A 21741-nucleotide genomic window follows, 5' to 3' on the forward strand; every position below is an offset into this window, starting at 1 on the left:
CTTTCTCATATTTCCGGCCGCGATGCGCCTCCTATCTGTGAGAAATGCGGGCTAATCACCCGTACCTCGAAAGGCCCAGGAGGACCCGCGATCAGGCGGGCATTTCGTGATGCCTCGCCTTCCATCGGCTCGGCGCCGACTGCTGCGCGGTGCTCGCTCAGCACGCGGTCGAGGGTGACGGCTTCCTGGTAGCGGATCACGGTCGGCTCGATCTCTGGCCAGTGGATGCGCCAGAGGTGGGCGCGGTGTGGATGGCTCATGGTCGCCTACTTAAAAACACACATACGATGAACAGGATGAACGCTCAGGCCGGGATTTCGCCTGCATCCCTTGCTGCGCTTGGGATTGGCGGCCGTTCATCCTTTGGTTGGCCGGATGAACAGGATGAACGCTCAGGCCGAAAAGGGCGGTTCCGTTCATCCCGTTCATCCCGTTCATCCTGTTCAGGGGTCCGCTTGTTCATCCCGTTCATGCCGTTCATCCTGTTCATCGCGTTCATCGCGTTCATCGTTCAGGATGTAGCCGGCTGGCGTCTTGACGATGCGGCCGGACCTTCGCAGCTTTTGCAGGAAGCGGCGGACCGTGACGGCGTTGCGCTCGATCTCCTCTGCAATGCCCTTCGGCTGGATTGGCCCCAGGTCTCGGATGCAGTCCATGACCGCCTGCTGCTGCTCGGTGTCGGCTACCTGGTGCGCTTCGCCAACCATTGACCACTGGCAGCGGTCTGCATCGAACTCGACGACAAACGCGCCTTCCTGCTCGATGTCGCGACCGATCAGGTGCAGTTCGCCACGGGCTTCACCACGCGGCTTTGCCAGGACCAGCACGCCGTCAGCCGAGCCGGTAAGCCCAAGGGTGCCGGATACCTGTTCGAGGGGGTCGTCAGAGTCGCCTTTGCGGGTGTGATGCACGATCAGCACCGTTACGCCGAAGCGGTCGGACAGGTCCTTGAATGGCTTGATGGCGGCGTAGTCCTCGGCATAAATCGCGCCGGAACTGCCGCGCGGGGGGCGGATGCGCTCCAGGGTGTCGATAACCACGAGGCGGCAGTCAGGGTGCTGCTCGATCCACACCGCCAGGTCTGCCGCGCCTTCGTCGCCTCGTCTCCACTGCGTCTCGAAGTGCAGGCGGTCGAGGCAGGCCGGGTCGAGCAGAAGCCCGTCTATCTGCTTTGCCAGGCGCCTTTGAATGCGGCGGTCGTTGTCCTCCAGGGCGAGATAGAGCGCAGCGCCCACGGCGGCGATCTTGCCGAAGATGACTTGTCCGCTGACGACTGCCACGCACAACTGAAGGGCGAACCAGCTCTTGCCGACCTTAGGCTTTGCCGCGAGCAGGTAAGTGCCCTCTGGCAGGATGTCAGGAATCACCCATGCAATTTCGCGGAACCGCTCTGCAAGGATCGCGCGGGCTGATTTGGGCTTCGGCGTCCATCCATAGCCGTTCGATGCGGTCACGTCCGCCACGGTCGGGAAGGCGGGCGCCGTCATACCTGCACCTCCACGCCTCGCGCCGCTGACTTCACGAACCATGCGCGGCCGTTGTTCTCAGGGTCGAGGATCACCAGCCTTTCCGGGTTTGCGGCCAGGATTGCAGACAGCAGCGCGCGAAGTCGGGCAGGCGCCGACAGCGAACGCCTGCACAGCACCACGGCGTCGAGATCGGCGAGGAAGCTGTAATCGAGCGCGGCCGGGTCCTGGTCCTTGGCGACCACGATTTGAGGCCACAGGACCAGCGCGGGGCGATTCTTCGGCGGCCAGCAGTCCAGGCGGACAATGACGGTCCGGCTTGCCGGCCGTTGCCCACGGCGGCGCAGCTCGGCCAGGGGGCGGGCGTATGCGGGGAGGCGGCGGTCATTCGACATAGGGCCTCCGGTCTTCGGCATCGGTCGTGCCGCGCGTCTGCATCCAGGCGCCGACCAGCAGCGCGGCGGCAGCGTCCGTTCCTACCTCGCGCCGGAAACGTTCGAAGGCGAGCAGCACCTTTGCTGCGCCGCGTTCGTCCGCAACGGTCCACGTGCGGGCTTCGGCCTCGATGCTTCTGCGTAGGGCTTCCCTCATCGCGTCGCCTCCGACAGCCAGCCGGCCAGCGCGAACGCGGCGAGCAGATCGGTGCGGGGTGTCCCGCGTGCGGTAGAATCGAGTCCGTTGTTTTCGCTTTGCGCCTCGGTCGTTGCCGGGGCGTTTTCTTTTGTGGTCATGGTCGGCGGCTCCCTACTGCGCGACTTGCACGGCAGGGAAGGCGAGGCGACCGTTCACCAATTTCTTGGGGACCACTCCGTAGTAGGATCCAAAGCGGCAGAGGCGAGCGCGGACGGATTGCGCCTTGATCTGGTTGAGGCGGGCGAATTCTTCGCAGGAAAGGCGGAACTCGGTTTCTTGGGTTTGCGTATTCGGTTGCATCGCATCACCTTGTTTCGTGTTGAGGTGATGCGTATTCAATACATCTGCGGCGCCCTGAAAAATTCCACACGTCGCGATAAATCATGATTCATCGCGATCACTCATATTTTTTAGGCCGGCCAGCCTTGAAGGTTATGCCCTCCTCGCGCGCCCATCTCTTGAGGGTTCGAGCATCAATGCTGGTGATGCGCGGGTCGTACCCTTCAACGTTCATAAGATCATCCAGGCGGCGTACATCTGCGCCTGCTGCCTTGACCGCGCGGCAGAAAGCCTGGAATTCGGGCTTCAGCCGCTGGTCCTCTCTCTGCGCCAGCGCGTGCGCCGGGCCGGTCGGCGGGGACTCAAGGTCGCATTGGATGCGGGTGGCGTGCGCCTGAAAGGTGCCGTGCCAGTATGCAGCGCGACCGAAGGCGCGGACGGCGCGCGATACGTTGCCTTGCTCGCAGCTTGCGAAGGCGGACGCCAGAAACCACGCGGAAAGACTGAGCATGTCGCCTAGCGCGGTTTTCACGTCGGCATACGTTGCGGTATCAGCAAGCTCAGTGATCAGCGGCCGGTCTGCGTCTAGGCGGTCTTGAGTTGTGGTGACGGCGTGGTTCAGAGCGGCGAGCACATCGGCCGTGCAACTCGCGCCAGGGTTGAACCACGTCAGCACCGCGCCGAAGATGGCGCCGGCGTCCTGCTCCGTGCCCTCGTAGATTGCGCGGGATGCATCCGGCCATGCGTCGGTCATGGCCTGCATTCGCCACTCGCCAGGGTACTGGCCTTGCCTGATCTCGATTTTCATTCGCCCACCTATGCGGCGCCCTGGTAGAAGGTGCCGCCCCAGGCCGGCCAGGTGTCCGGCTTTTCCTCCCGTCGGAGTAGGGGCGGCGTGAGGGCGCCCGGATCGCTCCGGGCGGATGGTTTCAGCTTGTGATGAGCCTTTCGTATTCCTCGCAGGTTTCGAAGGCGTGCTTCACAAGGATGCCCACCAGCGCGTCAGCCGGTCCCGGGTCACTCCTGAGGATGATCGCCAATGCCTCGATGCTGTGCGCGATCTCGTTTGTATTCCTCAGCAGCATCCGGAAATTCGCGCGAGTCGCGTCGAGCTCGGCCTTCACTGCTTGCAATTCCTCGTTGATGGTACTGTTTGCGTCAGCCATGATGCAGACCTCCTAGGTAGGTCGGTTGTGGTCAGAGCCGGCCAGGTGTTCCAGCACTCGGCCGGCTCGCTTCTTGCCCTTCCAGCTAGGGAAACATTTCCCTAGCTGCCGTCAGGCGGCGGTCTTGCTCTTCCGGCGCAGCGGTCGGACATTGCCGGCCGGCTTGATGCCCTTCTCGATCTCGTCCAGGCGGCGCTCCCAGGCGATCAGCGCGGCGCGCTTCTCGTCGGCGTAGCCGTGCCGGTCATAGTGCTGATCCTGCACGCCTCCCAGGCCGTGACTCAGCAGTTGCGCGCGGGTGTCCCGGCTGATGCCCATTCCGGCCAGCATGGTTTCGGCCGTGCGGCGCACGTCGAGCAGGTTGAACGGCGCCATCTTTTCATCGCGCACGATCTCGACCACACGCTTACCGGGGGTGGTCTCTGCCATCGGCCGGGTTCCGTAGGACGAAAACAGCAGGCCGGACGGCGATGTCTTCGCCTTCTCTGCCAGGGGCGCGACCAGCGCGGCGCCCTTGGGACCTAGGGGCAGCAGATGCTCGCGCGCGGTGGTGCGCCGCCCCTTCGGATCGAAGAGGCGCAATGTCCGGGTCGTGGGGTCGTAGTCGGCGGCGGTCGCGCGCAACAGTTGCGCCATGCGTTGACCGCCCGAGAACAGCGCCACCTTCAGCGCCATGTCGACGGGATCGTCTCCCAAGGCCTTGATGTAGGTCTGAAGCTCGTCCGCGCTCAGAGTGCGGTTGCGGGCGTTGCCGGGGATGGTGGCGATTGGCTCCACCGGATTGGTGGTCACGTTGAAGGCGATCAGGTCGGCGGGAAGCTTCGCATCGAAGGGGGCGCGGCGGGCAGCGTTGAATGCCGCGCTAAGGTAGCTGCGGACGGTCGCGGCGGTCGCATCCTTGCCGGCCTCGATCACGCGGCGGACGATCTGCGCGACGTGATGCGGGGTGATCTCCGACGCGGGCAGGGCGGCGATCTCGGGCTTCGCCTCGTTGACGTGGCGCTTGAACGCCGAGCGGGCAGAGGCGGCGCCACGGCGGCGCCCCTTGGTGGCGAGGTGGTCGACGTAGGCATCGCAGAGGGCGCGCAGGGTGTACTTCTGCCGTTCGGCGGCGGCGGTGCGCTCCGCCTCGGCGCGGGCCTTCTCGGCTTCCTGTGCTGCGAGGCGCGCGGCCTTTTCTTCTCTCGGGTCGGCGCCCTGGTCGACCAGCAGTTGCAGGCGACGCGCTTCCTCGCGCGCCTTGTCGATGTCCCATGCGCGCACGTCGCCTATCGTGGTGCGGATCGTGCGGCCGTCGAGTAGCTGCGCCTGAAAGATGAAGCTCTTGGAACCGACCGTCGCGCGCACCGCCAGGCCGGGGGCGTCGGTGTCGCGCAGGAACGCCTGAGACTTTCCAGGGGGCAGCGCGAGGTCCCTGATACGCCCTGCCGTGATCTTCGCCTTTGCCATGAGTCGGTGCCTGTGTACCGTTGGTGTACGGCAATCATGGCACGCGGACGAACGCAGATCAACAATCTAATTGCTGAAAAGCGTTGATTTGTATCGAGAAAGCCGGGATTGTGTGTTGATCTGAATTCGCTAGAATTGACAAAAAATCCCATTCGTAATGCGAAGGTCGGGGGTTCGACTCCTCTTGCCGGCACCAGTCGATTCAAGCACAAAGGCCAGTCCCTGCGGACTGGCCTTTGTGCTTTTTCTTGGGGCTTTTCAACTCCTCGCTGCGTCGGGTGTCAGGCCGCCCTGCCGTGGAAGAGGTCCAGCAGACCACTGAAGGCCTCGGCGCTGACACCCGGGTCGTAGCGCGCGAAAAGCGCCTGCTGGCGCTTGCGGGCGTCCTCTGGGAGTGCATCGAGGAGTGCCTGGCGCTCGGCGAGGATCTCTGCGCACATGCGTTCGGTCACGAACAGGAACGGGATGGGCTGGAACAGTCCATCAGCCTTGCGAGTGTGAAAGCGCGGGGTGTTCATCTACATCGTCTCCTTCTGCCGCGTCATCGTGTCGGCGATATCCTCCCCAATTCGGGGCTTGTGTGTTTTGCCTGATTTGCAACCATAATTATCTCAAGCCGTGGCCGCGATGCGTTGATATAGCGCAGATCCCGTCTTCGTTGATGCCGCCGCAGGCCCAGTCCCTCGCGAACCGAACGGAGCCCTGTATGAATACATCCCTGATCCTCACGCTCATCGGACCGGACCGCCCAGGCCTGGTGAATGCGGTCTCCATGTGTGCCAGCCAGCATGGTGCAAACTGGATGGAGAGCCGCATGGCACATCTGGCCGGGCAGTTTGCCGGGGTGGTGCGGCTCGAGATCGATGCCGCCAGGCTGGAACAGCTCGAGACTGCATTGCGCGCGCTCGAGCGCGAAGGGCTGCGCATCGCGGTGGCCCGTGGCGCGGCCGCGGCGCCGGCCGCGGCACGCCGGGTCGCGCTCGAACTGGTCGGTCATGACCGGCCGGGGATCGTGCGCGACATCTCCGCCGTGCTCGCCCGTTATGGCGTCAGCATCGAGGCGCTCGATACCGAGTGCGAGAGCGCGTCGATGAGCGGCGAGTCGCTGTTCCGTGCCCGCGCCGAGCTCGCGGTGCCGGCGACGACCGATCTGGCGCGGGTGCGTGCTGACCTCGAGGCGCTCGCCAACGAACTGATGGTCGACCTTGATTTTGCCGATGTGCAGGGGCCCGCGGTGATCGCCGCCTGAGGGGGGCGGGCGGGGTGCTTCGCAAGCTCGGTGGGCGTCTTTCAGGAGGGCGTCCCCTCATGTCGTGCTAGTTGACGTTTACGTTAACGACAACTATGTTTCGCGCTGGTGCGCAGTGGCGTCCTTCAGTGGCGCCGCGCGGCGTGACGACAGGCATGAATTCGAAAGGGAGAGGGTCGATGCAGATCGAGAATGGCGTCTTCGTGGTGACGGGTGGCGGTTCGGGGCTGGGCGCGGCGACGGCGCGCATGCTGGTCGAGGGCGGTGGGCGGGTCGTGCTCGCCGACGTCAATAGCGAGGCGGGCGAGGCGCTCGCGGCCGAGTTGGGATCGGCGGCGCTGTTCGTCAAGACCGATGTCACCGATGCCGACAGCGGCAAGGCCGCAATCGACGCGGCGGTGAGCCGTTTCGGCGGTCTCAACGGGCTCGTCAGTTGCGCCGGCGTGGCCCCTGCCGAGAAGGTGGTGGGGCGCGAGGGGGCACATCGGCTGGAGAGCTTTGCCCGCACGGTGAGCATCAACCTGATCGGCACCTTCAACATGCTGCGGCTCGCGGCCGACGTCATGAGCAAGGCTGCGCCAGACGCCGGCGGCGAGCGCGGCGTGATCGTCAACACCGCCTCGGTCGCCGCCTTCGATGGCCAGATCGGGCAGGCGGGCTACGCCTCCTCGAAGGCGGGCGTGGTGGGGCTGACGCTGCCGGTGGCGCGCGAACTGGCGCGCTTCGGCATCCGGGTGATGGCGATCGCGCCGGGCATCATGGAGACGCCGATGTTGATGGGGATGCCGCAGGACGTGCAGGACGCACTCGGCAAGATGGTGCCCTTCCCCTCGCGCCTGGGTCGGCCCGCAGAGTTCGCGGCCCTTGTGCGCCACATTGTCGAGAACAGCTACCTCAACGGCGAGGTGATTCGCCTCGACGGCGCCATTCGCATGGCCGCCAAGTGATGTTCCGGGACGGGCAGCGGCTGCTCGTCCACCCGGGGTGATGCTGCGCCGCAATGGCCCGAGTGGGCGGATTGTGTTAAAAAAGCGGCTTCATTCCTGCCCGCCTCGGACGGTTCGGCCGCCCGAGGCGGCTTCGTATCGCGCTGATGACTTCTGCAGAACTGCCCGGCGCGGCCGCCCAGGTCGCCACTGATGTCGATTGCTATCACTGCGGCTTGCCGATTCCGCCCGAGACCCAGCACTACGTGCGTGTCGACGGACGAGCGCGGCGCATGTGCTGTATCGGTTGTGAGGCGGTGGCCCAGTCCATCGTCGACAATGGCCTGGTCGACTATTACCGTCACCGCGACGCGATGCCCGAGTCGAGGCGCGAGGCGATGCCGGTCGAGCTGCAGGAGCTCGGACTCTTCGATCACCCCGACTTTCAGAAGAGCTTCGTGCGCGCGGTCGGCGAACATGAGCGCGAGGCCGCGCTGATCCTCGAGGGCATCACCTGCGCTGCCTGCGTGTGGTTGAACGAGAATCATGTCGCGCGCCTGCCCGGCGTGTCGGCGATCGAGATCAACTACGCCACCCGCCGTGCCCGTGTGCGCTGGGACGAGGCGCGCATCAGGCTGTCGGACATCCTCGCCGCGATCCAGGCCATCGGCTATCGCGCCTACCCCTACGACGCCGAGCGTTCCGAGCAGATCGCCAACAAGGAGCGGCGCTCGATGCTGTGGCGGGTGTTCGTCGCCGGCTTCGGCATGATGCAGGTGATGATGTACGCCTTCCCCGTGTATGTGGCGGGCGAGGGCGACATGAGCTGGGACATCGAGCTGCTGCTGCGCTGGGCAAGCCTGTTGCTGACGCTGCCGGTGGTGCTGTATTCGGCGGCGCCCTTCTTCCAGCGTGCCTGGCGCGACGTCCGTCTGCGCCGGCTGGGCATGGATGTGCCGGTCGCCATCGGCGTCGGCAGCGCCTTTCTCGCCAGCCTGTGGGCCACGCTGACCGATGGTCCCGAGGTCTATTACGACTCGGTGACGATGTTCGTGTTCTTCCTCCTCGGCGGTCGTTACCTGGAGATGCTGGCGAGACAGAAGGCCGTCCGCGGCGTCGAGGAACTCGGCAAGGTGCTGCCATCCTTTGCCGAACGCCTCGCCGGTTGGCCGCAGCAGGCCGGCGGCGAGCGTATCCCGACCTCGCAGCTCGCGCCCGGCGACATCGTGCGCGTGCGTCCGGGCGAGGTCGTGCCGGCCGACGGGGTGGTCGTCGAGGGGGTGGGCGAGGTCAATGAATCCCTGCTCACCGGCGAGAGCCTGCCGGTGCCGAAGGCGGCCGGCGCGCGCCTGACTGGTGGCAGCATCAACGTGTCGTCGCCCTTGCTGCTGCGTGTGCAGCAGATTGGCGATGCGACGCGCCTGGCGGCGATTCGCCGGCTGATGGAGCGTGCGGCGAGCGAGAAGCCGCGCATTGCGACCCAGTCGGACCGTGTCGCGGCCTATTTCATCGTAACCCTGCTGGTCCTGGCAGGCATCACCGGTGTTGCCTGGTATTTCATCGATTCCGAGCGCGCCTTGTGGGTCTTCGTCTCCGTGCTGGTGGTCGCCTGCCCGTGCGCGCTGTCGCTGGCGACGCCGACCGCGCTGACCGTGGCGACCGACGCGCTCGCGCGCATGGGTGTGCTGGTCACGCGCGGACATGCGATCGAGACCCTGGCCAAGGCCAGCCACTTCGTCTTCGACAAGACCGGAACGCTGACCTACGGTCAAATGAAGGTCGAGGAGCTGCAGGCGCTCGGCCCTCTCGACGAGCGCCGGCTGCGCGAACTCGCGGCAGCCATCGAGCAGGGCTCGGAGCATCCGGTGGCGAGCGCCTTGCGCGAGGCGGCCGAGGGGCTTTGCCTGCCGCTCGTGAGCGAGATCCAGGCCGAGACCGGGCAGGGGATGCGCGGCCGGGTCGATGGCGAGGAGGTCTGGATCGGGCGGCCGGATTACGTTGCCGCGCAGGCCGGCCAGCCGCTGCCTGGCGTGCTGGATGAGTTTGCCGCGCGCGGGGGCACGGTCGTCGCGCTCGCCAGGCGCTCGGGCTGGCTCGGCCTGTTCCGGCTGGCCGACGTCGTGCGCCAGGAAGCGGGTGTGCTCACGCGCCGGCTGGCCGCCGAGAATGCGCGCATGAGCGTGTTGTCGGGCGACAACGCTGCGGTCGTCGCCCGGGTCGCCGGCGGGCTGGGCATCGACGACGCCCGTGGCGGCATGACGCCGCAGGGCAAGCAGGAGGCCATCGTCGGCATGCAGCAGGACGCAAAGGCGGTCGTGGCAATGATCGGGGATGGCGTCAACGACGCGCCGGTGCTGGCGCAGGCACATGTGTCGGTGGCGATGGGGGGCGGTACCGACCTCGCGCGCAACCAGGCCGACATCGTGCTGTTGAACGAGAATCTCGCCAGCCTGGGGCGCGGCATCGACCTGTCGCGCAAGACGCTGCGCATCATCCGCCAGAATCTGTGGTGGTCCTTCACCTATAACTTCACTTCGGTACCCCTGGCGATGGCTGGTCTGGTCACGCCATGGATGGCGGGCATTGGCATGGCGGCGAGTTCGCTGCTGGTCGTGCTCAATGCGATGCGCCTGCAGCGCGTGCCGAAGGCGCCCTGAACCGGAGGACAGGCCTGCGATGGAAAGTCTCTACCTGCTGATTCCGATCTCGGTCTTTCTCGTTTTCCTGATCGGCCTGATCTTCTGGTGGTCGCTGCGCAGTGGCCAGTACGACGACATGGAGGGGCCCGCCTACCGGCTTCTGATGGATGATCGCGATGAGTTGCCACCCGGGAAGGCATCGGACGCGGTGACGACGGCTCAGGGGCGGTCGGATTCCGCCACTGATGAGGAGCGACGGGGCGCGAAGGAGTGACTTTTCTGCTGCCTTTTGATGATCAGTTGACCTAGGTCAACCCCGTATTTTTCGGTCCGGGCAAAATGCAGACGTGGTGATCAATCGGCTTGGGTGGCTGATGGGTTTCCAGTTTTTTGTCTCTCTGTTGGGGTTGGGGGTGCGTCAAGGCGCACCCTTTTTTTTTGCCCGCGATAATGCCATACGCATTTTCTATTATCGCCCCTCGAACTGGGTATTCCCGTCCCCGCTGATCGGCCCGCGATCTCCGCCGAAACGGAAGCGTGCCAGCGTCAAGAAGGCCGACTGGCGCGCGTTCCAGCCGCTTTTGCCGTTCGCGCGAGTGTCGTCTTGCGACCATGTTGCGCTTGTGTGGACATCTTCTAATTTTCGCTTCCGTGGGTCCCGTCGCTGCAATACAATGTTGATCTGTGTCAAATAGAGCTCCGGGCCACCGCGTATTCTCGCCCGGTCTCGATGACATGCGCTGCAGCGGGTTTGTGTCGCGCACAAAAAGCTTTCAAAACGAAGAGGTGACTCACATGCAATCGCAAGCGACTTATAACTATAAAGTCGTGCGTCAGTTCTCCATCATGACGGTGGTGTGGGGCATCGTGGGCATGCTGGTCGGTGTCATCGCCGCAGCACAGCTCGTGTGGCCCGAACTGAACGTTCACGAATTCCTGCATTTCGGCAGGCTCCGTCCGCTGCATACCAACGCGGTGATTTTCGCGTTCGGTGGCTGCGCGCTGTTTGCAACGTCCTACTACGTTGTCCAGCGCACCTGTCATACGACCTTGTTCGCGCCGCGCCTGGCCGCCTTCACCTTCTGGGGCTGGCAGCTCGTCATCGTCCTTGCGGCCATCACCCTGCCGCTCGGCTACACGAGCTCCAAGGAATATGCCGAGCTCGAATGGCCGATCGACATCCTGATCGCGATCGTCTGGGTGTCCTACGCGGTGGTGTTCTTCGGCACGATCGCGAAACGCAAGATCTCTCACATCTACGTCGCCAACTGGTTCTTCGGCGCCTTCATCCTCACTGTCGCGTTGCTGCACATCGTCAATAGCGCCGCCGTTCCGGTGTCGCTGTTCAGCATGAAGTCCTACTCCGCCTACGCCGGCGTGCAGGACGCGATGATCCAGTGGTGGTACGGCCACAACGCGGTGGGCTTCTTCCTCACCGCCGGCTTCCTCGGCATGATGTACTACTTCGTGCCCAAGCAGGCCGACCGTCCGGTCTACTCCTACCGCCTGTCGGTGGTCCACTTCTGGGCGCTGATCTTCACCTACATGTGGGCGGGTCCCCACCACCTGCACTACACCGCGCTGCCTGACTGGACCCAGTCGGTGGGCATGGTGTTCTCGCTGATCCTGCTGGCGCCGTCCTGGGGGGGCATGATCAACGGCGTGATGACGCTCTCCGGCGCCTGGCACAAGCTGCGCACCGACCCGATCCTGAAGTTCCTGATCACCTCGCTGTCCTTCTACGGCATGTCGACCTTCGAAGGCCCGATGATGTCGATCAAGACCGTCAACGCACTGTCGCACTACACCGACTGGACGGTCGGTCACGTGCACTCGGGTGCCCTAGGCTGGGTGGCCATGATCTCGATCGGCGCGGTCTACTTCCTGCTGCCGCGTCTGTATGGCAGGTCCGAGATGTACAGCGTCAAGCTGATCAACGCGCACTTCTGGATCGCCACCATCGGCATCGTGCTCTACATCGCCTCGATGTGGATCTCCGGCGTGATGCAGGGCCTGATGTGGCGTGCCACCAACCCTGACGGCACCCTGACCTACTCCTTCGTCGAGAGCGTCAAGGCCAGCTACCCGTTCTGGACCATCCGCTTCATCGGCGGCGCGCTGTTCCTGACCGGTATGTTCATCATGTTCTACAACATGGTGAAGACCATTGCCGGCCAGAAGGCCTATGACGCCCCGGTGCTCGCGCCTGCGGCCGCCCACGCCTGATCGGAGAACAACAACATGGCTCAATCGAAACACGAAAAAGTCGAACGCAACGTATTCCTGATGATCGTCCTCACGCTGCTCACAGTCAGCGTGGGCGGTCTGGTGGAGATCGTGCCGCTGTTCTTCCAGCACTCGACCACCACGGCGATCGACCACAAGGGCAATGCGCTCGACGTCAAGCCTTACGATCCGGTGCGCCTGGTCGGTCGCGACATCTACGTGCGGGAAGGCTGCTACAATTGTCATTCGCAGATGATTCGTCCCTTCCGTGCCGAGACCGAGCGCTATGGTCACTACTCGGTGGCGGGTGAGTACATCTACGATCACCCCTTCCAGTGGGGCTCGAAGCGCACGGGTCCGGACCTGGCACGTGTTGGTGGGCGTTACTCCGACGAGTGGCAGCGCGTCCACCTGCTCAATCCGCGCGATGTCGTGCCCGAGTCCAACATGCCTGCTTTCCCGTGGCTGGATCGTCCGGTCAAGGCGGACGACATCCAGGCGAAGATGCGTGCGCTCAACAAGGTCGGCTTGCACAAATACAGCGACGAGGAAATCGCCGCTGCACCCGCCGCGCTCGAGGGCAAGACCGAGCTCGACGCCATCGTGGCCTACCTGCAGGGGCTGGGTACCGCGATTTCGAACTTCAGGTAAGGGCAGGGATGCGCCGTGGATATCAATGATTTCAGAAGCCTGATCACGGTCCTTGGCTTCCTGTGCTTCCTCGGCATCTGCGCCTGGGCGTACAGCAAGCACGCCAAGGCCGGCTTTGACGAGGCGGCGCGTCTGCCCCTGAGCGATGACGACCTGCCGGCCCCGGGGGGGCGGCAAGACCAAGAGGGAAAAGCAAATGGCTGACTTTATCAGCGGTTTCTGGAACATGTATGTGATGGTCCTGGTGACCCTCTCCATCCTGTTCTGTGTGTTCGTGCTGGTGTCGAACATGACCAAGCGCGAGAAGGGCCCGGTCGAACTGCACGGCCACGTGTGGGACGAGACGCTCGCCGAGTACAACAACCCGCTGCCGCGCTGGTGGATGTACCTGTTCTGGATCACCATCTTCTTCGCCATCGTGTATCTGGCGATCTATCCGGGCTTCGGCAATGTGAACCAGCATCGCGGACAGTGGGCGCAGTACGACGCCGAGATGCGGGCTGCCGACGAGCGCTTCGGCCCCGTCTTTGCCAAGTACCGCGACATGGACGTGATGGCCGTGGCTGCCGACCCCGAAGCCAATGCGATGGGGCAGCGCATGTTCCTGACCTATTGCGCACAGTGCCATGGCTCCGCGGCGCAGGGCGCGAAGAGCTTCCCGAACCTCACCGACAACTCCTGGCTGTGGGGTGGCGCACCCGAGAACATCCGCGAGACGATCACCAACGGCCGCAATGGCGTGATGCCTCCGTTCGGTCCGGCGCTCGGTGCGGAAGGTGTGAAGGACGTGGCCAACTACGTGCGTTCGCTCAACGGCCTGGCGCACGACTCGCTGCGTGCCCAGCGCGGCAAGGACGCCTTCGCCACCAACTGCGTGGCCTGCCACGGTGCCGATGCGAAGGGCAACCCGATGCTGGGTGCGCCCAACCTGACGGACAATGCCTGGCTTTACGGATCGTCCGAGGCGGTGATCAGCGAGACGATCACCCTTGGCCGCAACAACAAGATGCCCGCCTTCGGCGAGTTCCTTGGCGAGGACAAGGTTCACATCCTGACCGCCTACGTGCTGAGTCTGAGCAAGAAGTAAGCGCATCACCTGTTGCAGGCAGTTTCATCCCGGGGGGCGGGGGTCCCCCGGGGTTTCAAGATAATAAGAACAAGAAAAGCATTCATTGGTACATGAGGCCATGAGCACCGCATCCCCTGAGCCGCACAAGTCGGCTAAAGCGAAATCCCCCGTCCCCGAGCACGACACGCTCTACGCTGCGCGCAAGAAGCTCTACGTTCGTGCCGTCAGCGGCCTGTTTGCCAACTGGCGCTGGCTGCTGGTCTGGATCACGCAACTGATCTTCTACGGCCTGCCCTGGCTGAGCTGGAACGATCGCCAGGCGGTGCTGTTCCACCTGACCGAGCGCAAGTTCTACATCTTCGGTTGGGTATTCTGGCCGCAGGACGTGTTCTTCCTCGCCATCCTGCTGATCATCTCCGCCTACGCGCTGTTCTTCTTCACCGCCGTAGCCGGACGCCTGTGGTGCGGCTACGCCTGCCCACAGACGGTCTACACCGAAATCTTCATGTGGATCGAGCAGAAGATCGAGGGCGATCACGTCAAGCGACAGAAGCTCGACCAGGCACCCATGAGTGGCGAGAAGGCGCTCAGGCGTGGCGCAAAGTTCTTCGCCTGGGCGGTGGTAGCCTTGTGGACCGGCTTCACCTTCGTGGCCTATTTCTCGCCGCTCGACGAACTGCTGCACTCGTTCCGCACCGTGGGCTTCGGCCCCTGGGAAACCTTCTGGATCCTGTTCTACGCCGGCTTCACCTTCCTGTTCGCCGGCGTGCTGCGCGAGCAGGTGTGCAAGTACATGTGCCCTTACGCCCGCTTCCAGGCGGTGATGTTCGACCCCGATACCCTCGTCATCACCTACGACGAAGAGCGGGGCGAGCCGCGCGGGACGCGCAGGAAGAACATCGACCCACGCAGCGTCGGCAAGGGCGACTGCATCGATTGCGGCATCTGCGTCCAGGTCTGTCCGACCGGCATCGACATACGGAACGGCCTGCAGTACGAGTGCATCGGCTGTGCGGCCTGCATCGACGCCTGCGACGATGTCATGGACAAGATGAACTACCCGCGCGGGCTGATCCGTTACTCGACCGAGAACGCGCTCAAGAAGCACTGGGGCGGCAAGGAGATCCTGCTTCACGTCCTGCGCCCCCGTACCCTGATCTATGGCGCCATCCTGGTGGCCGTCTCGATCGCATTCGTGTGGGGGCTGGCCGCACGTGATCCGCTGCGCGTGGATATCATTCGCGACCGCTCCTCGCTCGGGCGCGAGATCGAGGGCGGCCTGATCGAGAACGTCTACCAGCTTCAGGTCATGAACATGACCGAGGCGCCGCGCGCCTTCCGGCTCGAGGTGAGCGGCTTGCCGGGTGTGAAGATCGGAGGCGCCGAGCGGGTGGATGTGCCGGCCGCCTCCACCCAGGCCGTGACCCTGCAGGTGCTCGTGCCCTATGACTCGGGCAGCCCGGGTTCCAATCGTATTTCCTTCGAGGTGACGGCCGAGGACGACTCCTCGCTATCGGTGAAGGAAGAGACCACTTTCCTGATTCCAAGATGATATGAGTACAAGCTTGACTGAAAAGCACACCACGCCGTGGTACCGCCAGGGTTGGCCCTGGTTCCTGATCACCTTCCCCGCCATCGCGGTGGTGGCGGGCATTGCTACCTTCGTCATTGCCGTCAAGACCTTCGACGGCATGGTGGTCGATGATTACTACAAGGAAGGGCGCGCCATCGTGCAGACGATGGGGCGGGCCGAACATGCACGTGAGCTCGGTCTCAAGGCCGACCTCAAAGTGCGCAGCGAGTCGATCCGCATTGAACTGAGTGCGGCGAATGCGGCCGACATTCCGGAGCGGATCCGGCTCACCATCGCCCATCCCACCCGTGGTGGTCAGGATCAGGAACTCATCGTGGCGCGCTCGGGCGACCGCGTGTATGAAAGCGCGATTGCGCCGCTCAGCACGGGGCGCTGGCTGTTCCTGATCGAGGATGAGTCGCGGAGCTGGCGCATGAATGGCGCGGCGTCCCTGCCGGCTGAAATGGATCTCACCATCGATCCGAACGTCTGAGCGGTGCGCACCGCCGCAAAACGAGAAACGGCCCGAAAGGGCCGTTTTCCGTTTCTGGCGCGCGCTCAGCGATACACGAGCACGGGCGTCTTGCTGTGGGTCAGCACCTTCTGCGTCTCGCTGCCGAGCAGCAGTCCGGCAATGCCGCGGCGCCCATGGGACGCCATGAAGATCAGGTCGCAGCCGTGGCGGTCGGCCGCATCGATGATGGCCTCGTAAGGCACTTCGTTCACCACCGTGTCGGTGTCGGCCGACACGCCTGCCGCATCGGCGCTGGCCTTGGCCTTGGCCAGGATCGCCTCGGCCTCGGAAGCCGCGGACTTGGCGAACTGTTCTGGCGTGGTGGGGTCGATCAAAGCGCCCTCGCCGTAAATCGGCATCGGGAAGTCGGGTTGGGCATAGAAAAAGGTGATGCGTGCTCCGGCGTCCTTGGCAAACGAAACGGCGCGGGCCACGGTGCCCTCGGACAAGGCCGACCCATCGGTCGGGACCAGGATGTGCTTGAACATGACGGGTGCTCCCTGTTGTGTGTCACAGTTCGATTATAGCGACGTGTCCGCCCCAGGAACGATTGATCGCCATCAAACAGCGGCGCAATGCTTGGGTGCAAAGTCGAATCCAAGGGAGGCAAGCTTATGCAGCTGCGTTTTTTTGGTGCGGCCGGGGAAGTCACTGGATCCTGTCTCCGCGTCGATCATGAAGGTGGTGCCTTTCTTGTCGACTGCGGTCTGTTCCAGGGCGGAAGAGAGGCGGACCGCAAGAACCGGGAGGCGCTCGATTTCGATCTGCGCGCGATCGACTTCGTCCTGCTCACGCATGCGCACCTGGACCACAGCGGGCTGGTGCCACGCCTCGTGGCGCTGGGTTACCGCGGGCCGATCTTTGCGACGCCGGCGACGGTGGATCTGCTCGGCGTGATGTTGATGGATTCGGCCTTCATCCAGGAGAAGGAGGCGGAGTGGGCACTGCGCACCGCGCGCTCGCGCAAGGAGCGCCGGCGTGCCGAGCCCTCGCCGCTGTACACCGTGGAGCAGGCGCGCAGCAGCCTCGCGCGACTGCGGGCCATCCCGTACGAGACGCCGTTCCACCCCGGGCCGGGCGTCAGCTGCCGGTTTCGCAATGCCGGGCACATTCTCGGCTCGGCCATCATCGAGATCGATATCGACAGGGGCGGTGCTGCGAGTCGACTTGTCGTTTCGGGCGACCTCGGCCAACCTCTGCGACCGGTGCTGCAGGATCCGGCGCAGGTCTCGAGGGCCGACCTGCTGTGCATCGAGTCCACCTATGGCAATCGGGCGCATCGCTCCTTTGCGGCGACCTACGACGAACTAGCCAGCGTACTGCAGGGCACGCTCAGGGACGGCGCCGGCAACGTCATCATTCCCGCGTTCGCGGTCGGCCGCACCCAGGAAATGTTGTTCGTCCTCGCCGACCTCGTGCGCGTTGGGCGCATCGCGCAGCTTGACGTGGTCGTTGATTCGCCGATGGCCTCTGCCGTGACCGAGCTCACCGTACGTCACGAAGAGTTGTGGGACGACGAGACCCGCGAACTCTATGCATGGACGCAGAAGAATGCCGATCGCTTCCGCCTGCGCCTGGTGCAGGATGTCGAGGAGTCGATGGCCCTCAATGCGGTGCGTGGCGGCCTGGTCATCATCTCGGCGAGCGGCATGTGCGACGCCGGACGCATCAAGCACCACCTGCGCTATAACCTGGGGCGGCGCGAGTGCGCGATCGTCATCGTCGGCTTTCAGGCCGCGGGCACGCTCGGTCGTCGACTGGTCGATGGGGCGAGACAGGTGACCCTGTTCGGTGAGCGCATCGCGGTGCAGGCAACGGTGCACACCATCGGTGGCCTGTCGGCGCATGCCGACCAGCCGGCGCTACTGGCGTGGCTGCGAGGTTTTTCGCACCCGCCGCGGCAGACCTTCATCGTTCACGGCGAGCCCGAGGCCGCGGTCGAATTCGCCGCGGCGGTGGAGCGCGAACTGCGCTGGAAGGGCGTCACCGTGGCGGAGCCCGGCCGGCCCTATCACACAAACTGAACACGGCAGCAGAGGGAGTCCCGACATGTCGAGCAGCACGAAACCCAGATCGACCGACACGGCCGGCAATGGCGAGCGTCGGGCGTCGACTCGCAATCACCGCATGTCGGGCATGTTGAATCGCCTGCACGACCAGGTCGAGGGCTCGATCGATCCGCTCGGCATGGCTGCGCCGATCGTCCATGCGCAGCTGGCCTGGATGGCGCACCCGCAGGAGCTTGCCGAGCACCTCGCCAGCCTGTCCAACGACTTGTGGCGGCTGCAACTCCACACCTGGGACAGGCTGCGCGGCATTCCCAGCGAGGATCCGATCTCGCCCAACGCCGACGACGCGCGTTTCGCCGATCCGGTGTGGACCGAGCGGCCGACCTGGGACCTCATCAAGGAGTGGTATCTCGCCTTCACCCACCATACCCAGGACATGTTGTACGAGACGCCCGGGTTGTCGAGCAAGGAGCGGCGGCGTGCCGCCTTCTGGTGGCGGAAGTGGCTCAACGCGGTGGCGCCGACCAATTTCTTCTGGACCAATCCGGTGGCCTTGCGCAAGGCCCTGGAGACCCGCGGCGAAAGCATCATGCGCGGCCTGCAGAACTTCCTCGACGACATGCAGGCGGGCGACGTTCGCATGACGAGTCCGGATGACTTCCGTGTCGGCGAGAATCTCGCCACCACGCCGGGCGCGGTGATCTTCCGCAACCGCCTGCTCGAGGTCATCCACTACGCGCCGACACAGAAGCGGGTCTGCACCGAGCCGGTGGTGATCGTCACGCCCTGGATCAACAAGTTCTACGTGCTCGATCTGGTGCCCAAAAAGAGCATGATCCGCTTCCTGCTCGATCAGGGCCTCGATGTCTTCATCACGAGCTGGAAGAACCCGGACGCCTCCATGCGCGACGTCGGCTTCGACGACTATCTGCTCGAGGGCGTGGACGCGATCGTGCAGGTCGCGCGTCGTTTCACCGGGGCGGCACGGGTGCACGCAGTGGGCTACTGCATCGGTGGCACTGCGCTGGCGATGTACATGGCCTGGGCCAATCGCCACTACGGCGAGGAGGCGATGCCGGTTGCGGACTGGACGCTCCTCACCACCCTGGTCGACTTCCACAAGCCAGGCGACATCGAGGTCTTCATCGACGAGAGCAGCATCCGCTACCTGACCGAGCAGATGGCGCGCAGGGGCTACCTCGACGGCAAGGACATGGCCGCCTCCTTCCGCCTGCTGCGCTCCAACAGCCTGATCTGGCATTACGTCGTGCATGGCTGGCTGTACGGCGAGAAGCCGCCGCCGTTCGACGTCCTCTACTGGAACATGGACGCTACCCGCATGCCTTATCGCATGCATGCCTGGTACCTGCGCGAGCTCTATCTGGACAACCGACTGATCCAGCCTGGCGCGCTGAGTGTGGCCGGCGAGGCGCTGGACCTGGGGGAAATCAAGCAACCGCTTTATGCGGTCGCGGCCGAGGACGACCACATCGCACCCTGGCGCCAGACCTTCAAGGTCGTACACCATGTCAATGGCCCGGTACGGCAGGTGCTGTCCAGCTCGGGTCACATCCTGGGTATCGTGAATCCGGTGGTCGATCCGCCCAAGCGGCGCTACTGGGTGGGGCCGAGCGAGCGCAACGACACGGCCGATGCCTGGCGCCAAGGGGTGCAGGAGAGCGCAGGCAGCTGGTGGGAAGACTGGATGGGCTGGCTCAAGCCACGTGCCGGGCGCCTGGTTGCCGCGCGTCCGGCCGCGACGGAGGACTTTCCGGCGCTGGTACCGGCGCCCGGTCAGTACGTGCTCGAGCGCTGAGCGCGAGTCGACCGCGCGCGGGTGAAGGTGCTCAACTGTTGTGGCGTGCGAGCCGTGCCGGGTCATGCAGGGTGATGCGCTTGCCCTGGACGCTGATCAGGCCGGCCTCGCTGAGATCATGGAAGATCCGCGACAGGGTCTCGGGCGTCAGGTTCAGGCGCGAGGCGATGACCTGCTTGCTGGTCGGCAGCGCAATCTCGCACGGCGTGTCGCTGTCGGCAACCTGCAGCAGGTAGCCGATCACACGCTGCATGCTGGAGCGCAGCGAATACGTCTCGACGTCCTGCACCAGGCTGTGCAATCGAATCGCCATGCCCGCCAGAAGCTTGTGCGCAAAGGTCGAGTCCTGGTCGATGAGTTCGGTGACCACGGCCTGGCCGACGTGGATCAGCACGCTGTCGGTGAGGGCCTCGGCAAACACCGGGTAGGGGCGGTTCATGAACATCACCGCCTCGCCAAAGCTCTGCATGGCACCGACGATCTCGACCACCTTCTCCGTCCCTTGGGGAGAGGAGAAGGCGAGCTTGATCTGGCCGGAGACGACGAAGTAAAAGCCATGGGGCTGGTCACCGCGCTGGAACAGCACCTCGCCCCGGGCGACGTGACGGTCGCGGGTGTAACGCGACACGCGCTGGATGTCCGCCTCCGACAGTTCGCTGAACAGGGGGATGCGGTGCAGGAGGGACGAAATATCGAGCGTGGCGTGTTGGGGCATCGGCGGACTCTCCGGAACGAGTCGTAATATTAATCGAGAGCGGCCACAATACTGGACCGCTCGCGCCTGGCAGTGGAGCCGGGCACGGCAAGGAGAAGGGATGTACTACGCACTCAAACACCTGCACGTAAGCTGCGTCGTCCTCAGCGTCGCGGGTTTCCTGTTGCGCGGCCTGTGGATGATCTCGGGCAGCCCGCTGCTCAAGCACCGGTTCACGCGCGTGCTGCCTCACGTCATCGACAGCGTGCTGCTGCTGTCCGCCATCGCGCTGGCGGTGATGATCGCCCAGTATCCCTTCGCCGCCGACTGGGTGACGGCCAAGGTCCTGGGACTGCTCGCCTACATCGGGCTGGGCACGGTGGCGCTCAAGCGCGGCCGCACCCTGACGGTCCGTGTGTCGGCCTTCATCGCCGCCTTGCTGGTGTATGCGTGGATCGCGTCGGTGGCGATGACGAAGCAGATCGCCGGCTTTCTGGCCTGAGGCGGCAAACAAGCACGCTGGTGGCGCTCAGCGCGCGCCGTGCTGGTGCTGGATGAGCTTCTTGAGTCCGGCCGGCTCCAGCAGCATCACGTGCTTCTGTTGCACCGCGATCAGGCCATCCTCCTGAAAGCGCGAGAACGCGCGCGACACCGTCTCGAGCTTGAGTCCGAGATAGGAGCCGATCTCCTCGCGCGTCATGCGCAGGTTGAATTCCTGGGCCGAGAAACCGCGTGCATTGAAGCGTTGCGACATGTTGAGCAGGAAGGCGGCGAGGCGCTCCTCGGCGCGCATCGAGCCCAGCAGCATCATCACGCCGTGGTCACGCACGATCTCGCGGCTCATCACCTTGTGGAACTGCAGCTGCAGGCCTTCGACCTCGTGCGACATCTGCTCGAGCTTGTCGTACGCGATCACGCACACCTCGCTGTCTTCGAGTGCGATCGCGTTGCAGCTGTGCGCCTCGGTGCTGATGCCGTCCAGACCGAGGATCTCGCCCGTCATCTGGAAGCCGGTGACCTGCTCGCGGCCGTCCTCGAGCAGCACGTCGGTCTTGAACGAACCGGCGCGAATCGCGTAGATGGCCTCGAAGGCGTCGCCTGCACGATAAAGGCTCTGCTGGCGCTTGACCTTGCGGCGGGCGCCGACCAGTTCGTCGAGTCGGCTCAGTTCGCTGTCCGACATGCCGAAGGGCAGACACAACTCCACCAGGTTGCACTGCGAACAGGCCGATTTCAGCCCATTCACGGTAATCGGCACACTTGCCCTCATCTGCACGATAATCCTGCTTCCCTGACAAAAGACGCCAAACCAGATCCGCTGGTTGGTCGGCCGGGCAAGGTTTCATGCCCGTTGACCCACGTCAACCAAAAACCTGCGGTGA

The 21741-nt window shown here is 64.4% G+C and carries 26 protein-coding genes; 14 read left to right on the forward strand and 12 right to left on the reverse strand.

Features of this window, described 5'->3' with window-relative positions:
• Positions 1-5: 5 nt before the first annotated feature.
• From PLC66_RS16970 to PLC66_RS16990, 5 genes are all read right to left on the reverse strand, one after another.
• Positions 6-260 carry a hypothetical protein gene (locus PLC66_RS16970; RefSeq protein WP_324542524.1) on the reverse strand — a complete coding sequence of 85 codons (255 nt, stop codon included), beginning with the start codon at positions 258-260 and terminating at the stop codon, positions 6-8.
• Positions 261-443: 183 nt separating this feature from the next.
• Positions 444-1487 carry an AAA family ATPase gene (locus PLC66_RS16975; RefSeq protein ID WP_324542526.1) on the reverse strand — a complete coding sequence of 348 codons (1044 nt, stop codon included), beginning with the start codon at positions 1485-1487 and terminating at the stop codon, positions 444-446.
• Positions 1484-1861: a hypothetical protein gene (locus tag PLC66_RS16980; RefSeq protein WP_324542528.1), complete on the reverse strand. Its 378-nt coding sequence runs from the start codon at positions 1859-1861 to the stop codon at positions 1484-1486. Before PLC66_RS16980 ends, PLC66_RS16975 begins: the two co-directional genes overlap by 4 nt.
• Positions 1851-2057 (reverse strand): hypothetical protein, encoded by a 207-nt coding sequence (locus PLC66_RS16985; RefSeq protein ID WP_324542530.1) that lies wholly within the window; start codon positions 2055-2057, stop codon positions 1851-1853. The genes PLC66_RS16980 and PLC66_RS16985 overlap by 11 nt, the downstream gene beginning before the upstream one ends.
• Positions 2054-2197, reverse strand: a complete 144-nt coding sequence (locus PLC66_RS16990; protein ID WP_324542532.1) for a hypothetical protein — start codon at positions 2195-2197, stop codon at positions 2054-2056. The genes PLC66_RS16985 and PLC66_RS16990 overlap by 4 nt, the downstream gene beginning before the upstream one ends.
• Here PLC66_RS16990 and PLC66_RS16995 point away from each other — a divergent pair.
• Entirely contained in the window at positions 2190-2486 is a 297-nt protein-coding gene (locus tag PLC66_RS16995) for a hypothetical protein (protein WP_324542534.1), read from the forward strand. The genes PLC66_RS16990 and PLC66_RS16995 overlap by 8 nt on opposite strands.
• Before the next feature lie 10 nt (positions 2487-2496).
• Here the strand turns inward: PLC66_RS16995 and PLC66_RS17000 are convergent, their stop codons facing one another.
• The 4 genes from PLC66_RS17000 to PLC66_RS17015 form a co-directional block, all read right to left on the reverse strand.
• Complete coding sequence (locus PLC66_RS17000) at positions 2497-3186, reverse strand: hypothetical protein (protein ID WP_324542536.1); 690 nt, start codon at positions 3184-3186, stop codon at positions 2497-2499.
• A 121-nt stretch (positions 3187-3307) separates the two neighbouring features.
• Positions 3308-3544: a hypothetical protein gene (locus PLC66_RS17005; RefSeq protein WP_324542537.1), complete on the reverse strand. Its 237-nt coding sequence runs from the start codon at positions 3542-3544 to the stop codon at positions 3308-3310.
• Between the two features lie 111 nt (positions 3545-3655).
• Complete coding sequence (locus PLC66_RS17010; RefSeq protein ID WP_324542539.1) at positions 3656-4993, reverse strand: tyrosine-type recombinase/integrase; 1338 nt, start codon at positions 4991-4993, stop codon at positions 3656-3658.
• 281 nt (positions 4994-5274) lie between these two features.
• Positions 5275-5511: a hypothetical protein gene (locus tag PLC66_RS17015; protein ID WP_324542541.1), complete on the reverse strand. Its 237-nt coding sequence runs from the start codon at positions 5509-5511 to the stop codon at positions 5275-5277.
• 188 nt (positions 5512-5699) lie between these two features.
• On the opposite strand from PLC66_RS17015, the gene PLC66_RS17020 reads away from it, so the two are divergent.
• The 10 genes from PLC66_RS17020 (at position 5700) to PLC66_RS17065 (ending at position 15819) form a co-directional block, all read left to right on the forward strand.
• Positions 5700-6242 (forward strand): glycine cleavage system transcriptional repressor, encoded by a 543-nt coding sequence (locus PLC66_RS17020; RefSeq protein ID WP_324542542.1) that lies wholly within the window; start codon positions 5700-5702, stop codon positions 6240-6242.
• A 179-nt stretch (positions 6243-6421) separates the two neighbouring features.
• A complete protein-coding gene (locus tag PLC66_RS17025; RefSeq protein WP_324542545.1) occupies positions 6422-7189 on the forward strand; it encodes a 3-hydroxyacyl-CoA dehydrogenase in 768 nt (255 codons plus the stop codon).
• A gap of 146 nt (positions 7190-7335) precedes the next feature.
• On the forward strand, positions 7336-9825 hold the full coding sequence (locus tag PLC66_RS17030) for a heavy metal translocating P-type ATPase (RefSeq protein WP_324542547.1): 2490 nt from the start codon (positions 7336-7338) through the stop codon (positions 9823-9825).
• Between the two features lie 19 nt (positions 9826-9844).
• Positions 9845-10081, forward strand: coding sequence for a cbb3-type cytochrome oxidase assembly protein CcoS (gene ccoS / locus PLC66_RS17035; RefSeq protein WP_324542549.1), 237 nt, complete (start codon positions 9845-9847; stop codon positions 10079-10081).
• A gap of 521 nt (positions 10082-10602) precedes the next feature.
• Entirely contained in the window at positions 10603-12033 is a 1431-nt protein-coding gene (gene ccoN / locus PLC66_RS17040; protein WP_324542550.1) for a cytochrome-c oxidase, cbb3-type subunit I, read from the forward strand.
• 15 nt (positions 12034-12048) lie between these two features.
• Positions 12049-12684 carry a cytochrome-c oxidase, cbb3-type subunit II gene (gene ccoO, locus PLC66_RS17045; protein ID WP_324542552.1) on the forward strand — a complete coding sequence of 212 codons (636 nt, stop codon included), beginning with the start codon at positions 12049-12051 and terminating at the stop codon, positions 12682-12684.
• 15 nt (positions 12685-12699) lie between these two features.
• On the forward strand, positions 12700-12888 hold the full coding sequence (locus PLC66_RS17050; RefSeq protein WP_324542554.1) for a cbb3-type cytochrome oxidase subunit 3: 189 nt from the start codon (positions 12700-12702) through the stop codon (positions 12886-12888).
• Positions 12881-13771, forward strand: coding sequence for a cytochrome-c oxidase, cbb3-type subunit III (gene ccoP / locus PLC66_RS17055; RefSeq protein ID WP_324542555.1), 891 nt, complete (start codon positions 12881-12883; stop codon positions 13769-13771). The genes PLC66_RS17050 and ccoP overlap by 8 nt, the downstream gene beginning before the upstream one ends.
• A gap of 100 nt (positions 13772-13871) precedes the next feature.
• Positions 13872-15305 carry a cytochrome c oxidase accessory protein CcoG gene (gene ccoG, locus PLC66_RS17060; protein ID WP_324542557.1) on the forward strand — a complete coding sequence of 478 codons (1434 nt, stop codon included), beginning with the start codon at positions 13872-13874 and terminating at the stop codon, positions 15303-15305.
• Between the two features lies 1 nt (position 15306).
• Positions 15307-15819 carry a FixH family protein gene (locus PLC66_RS17065; RefSeq protein ID WP_324542559.1) on the forward strand — a complete coding sequence of 171 codons (513 nt, stop codon included), beginning with the start codon at positions 15307-15309 and terminating at the stop codon, positions 15817-15819.
• 65 nt (positions 15820-15884) lie between these two features.
• Here PLC66_RS17065 and PLC66_RS17070 read toward each other — a convergent pair whose 3' ends face one another.
• The gene (locus PLC66_RS17070; RefSeq protein WP_324542561.1) at positions 15885-16328 is read right to left on the reverse strand and encodes a universal stress protein; all 444 of its coding nucleotides are present in this window, start codon (positions 16326-16328) and stop codon (positions 15885-15887) included.
• Positions 16329-16454: 126 nt separating this feature from the next.
• Between PLC66_RS17070 and PLC66_RS17075 the strand changes: the two genes are divergently transcribed.
• Together PLC66_RS17075 and PLC66_RS17080 are read left to right on the forward strand one after the other, a co-directional pair.
• Positions 16455-17864: an MBL fold metallo-hydrolase RNA specificity domain-containing protein gene (locus PLC66_RS17075; protein WP_324542562.1), complete on the forward strand. Its 1410-nt coding sequence runs from the start codon at positions 16455-16457 to the stop codon at positions 17862-17864.
• A gap of 112 nt (positions 17865-17976) precedes the next feature.
• Positions 17977-19665 (forward strand): PHA/PHB synthase family protein, encoded by a 1689-nt coding sequence (locus PLC66_RS17080; RefSeq protein ID WP_324542592.1) that lies wholly within the window; start codon positions 17977-17979, stop codon positions 19663-19665.
• A 31-nt stretch (positions 19666-19696) separates the two neighbouring features.
• On the opposite strand, the gene PLC66_RS17085 is transcribed toward PLC66_RS17080, so the two are convergent.
• Positions 19697-20380, reverse strand: a complete 684-nt coding sequence (locus PLC66_RS17085) for a Crp/Fnr family transcriptional regulator (protein WP_324542564.1) — start codon at positions 20378-20380, stop codon at positions 19697-19699.
• Positions 20381-20480: 100 nt separating this feature from the next.
• Between PLC66_RS17085 and PLC66_RS17090 the strand changes: the two genes are divergently transcribed.
• Positions 20481-20861, forward strand: coding sequence for a SirB2 family protein (locus PLC66_RS17090; RefSeq protein ID WP_324542566.1), 381 nt, complete (start codon positions 20481-20483; stop codon positions 20859-20861).
• Positions 20862-20888: 27 nt separating this feature from the next.
• On the opposite strand, the gene fnr is transcribed toward PLC66_RS17090, so the two are convergent.
• Positions 20889-21629, reverse strand: a complete 741-nt coding sequence (gene fnr, locus PLC66_RS17095) for a fumarate/nitrate reduction transcriptional regulator Fnr (protein WP_324542568.1) — start codon at positions 21627-21629, stop codon at positions 20889-20891.
• Positions 21630-21741: the final 112 nt, after the last annotated feature.

It is taken from the genome of Thauera sp. (genome assembly GCF_035444905.1).
Classification (GTDB): domain Bacteria; phylum Pseudomonadota; class Gammaproteobacteria; order Burkholderiales; family Rhodocyclaceae; genus Thauera.